The sequence below is a fragment of the Luteibacter yeojuensis genome (genome assembly GCF_000964085.1).
GTDB classification, from domain to species: Bacteria; Pseudomonadota; Gammaproteobacteria; order Xanthomonadales; family Rhodanobacteraceae; genus Luteibacter; species Luteibacter yeojuensis_A.
This window is the reverse complement of record NZ_JZRB01000113.1, coordinates 1-764: the sequence shown is the minus strand read 5'-3', so window position 1 is coordinate 764 and position 764 is coordinate 1. Positions and strand designations below refer to the sequence as shown.

The 764-nt window shown below is 71.5% G+C and carries 1 protein-coding gene; it reads left to right on the top strand.

What is annotated here, in order from left to right; genetic code table 11:
- On the top strand, window positions 1-703 hold a 703-nt coding region (gene zipA / locus VI08_RS20450; protein ID WP_084621648.1), incomplete at its 5' end, for a cell division protein ZipA.
- Window positions 704-764 lie beyond the last annotated feature (61 nt).

Sequence of the window (764 nt, the reverse complement as noted above, 5' to 3'; positions counted from 1 at the left end):
GGCGCCCGCCGAGCCGGCCGCACCCGCCCCGTCGCCGCGGCCCCCGCAGCGCACCGAGCCGCGCATCGACCTCGACCTGCCGTTCGAACTCGACGAGCCGGCCACGCCACGCCAGGCCGCACCCGCGCCCACGCCGCCGGCGGCCCCCGCGCCTTCACCGGTTCCCGCGCCTGCACCGCCCCCCGCGCGCGCCGCGGCCCCCGCGCCCGCCAAGGCGCCGCCGCGCTCCGACCTCGGCCGCCGCCCCGGCAATGCACCCGTGGAACGGATCATCAGCCTCTACGTGGTTTCCCGCGAGGGCCAGCGCTTCCAGGGTTCCGACCTGGTCGTGGCGGCCGAAAAGGCCGGCCTCGAATTCGGTGACATGGGCATCTACCACCGGCTGGTCGATGGCCATCCGGAGAAGGGGCCCATTTTCAGCGTCGCGAACCTGGTGAAGCCGGGCAATTTCGACATGGCCCGCATCGCCACCTTGCAGACGCCGGGTCTGTCGTTCTTCATGGCCCTGCCGGGCCCCGTCACCGCGCTCGATGCGTGGGACGCCATGCTGCCCACCGCGCAGCGCCTCGCCGAACTGCTCGATGGCCTGGTGCTCGATGAGGAGCGCAACGCCCTGGGCCGCCAGCGCATCGCCCACATCCGCGATGAATTGCGCGGCTGGGATCGCGGCCACGAAGGCGAAGAGATCAAGTTCGGGCAATAAGCCACAAGGTCTTGCCCCGTTAAGGTGCAACACAACGAAACCATGTAGGAGCGCGCTTGCG